This window comes from Mycobacterium sp. WUMAC-067, from assembly GCF_020217485.1.
In the GTDB taxonomy this organism is placed as follows: Bacteria; Actinomycetota; Actinomycetes; order Mycobacteriales; family Mycobacteriaceae; genus Mycobacterium.
Genome location: NZ_JAEKMI010000209.1, coordinates 1 through 331 on the forward strand (window position 1 = coordinate 1; position 331 = coordinate 331).

The 331-nt window shown below is 67.4% G+C and carries 1 pseudogene; it reads right to left on the bottom strand.

Annotated features, from left to right (window positions below):
* Positions 1 to 331: pseudogene (locus JF781_RS28260) on the bottom strand (hypothetical protein); the annotation flags it as partial.

A 331-nucleotide genomic window follows, 5' to 3' on the forward strand; every position in this document is an offset into this window, starting at 1 on the left:
GGCACCGGCGATGTCGTAGGGAAGGGCAATCGTAGCCGCGGGTGCATCGACAAAGAACGTGACCAAGCTGCCCGGCGCATCCAGAAAATACGTGATGAGGTCGGCACCCACGTCCAGGGCTTCCACCGGCGACGGGTCGATGGCGCCTGGAGTCACCGCGGCTCTGGTCAACATGTTGGGTACCGCCGAGAACGGTTGCTGGGCAACCGCGTTGCGTGTGCTCCCGGCGGCGGTGCCGGTGGCCTGGGCTACGGCTCCGGATTGGTCGGCCCCGGGGTTGGTGGTCTGATCCGGCTGGACGAACGGTGTCAGCGTGGTCGCCGACGCCGTG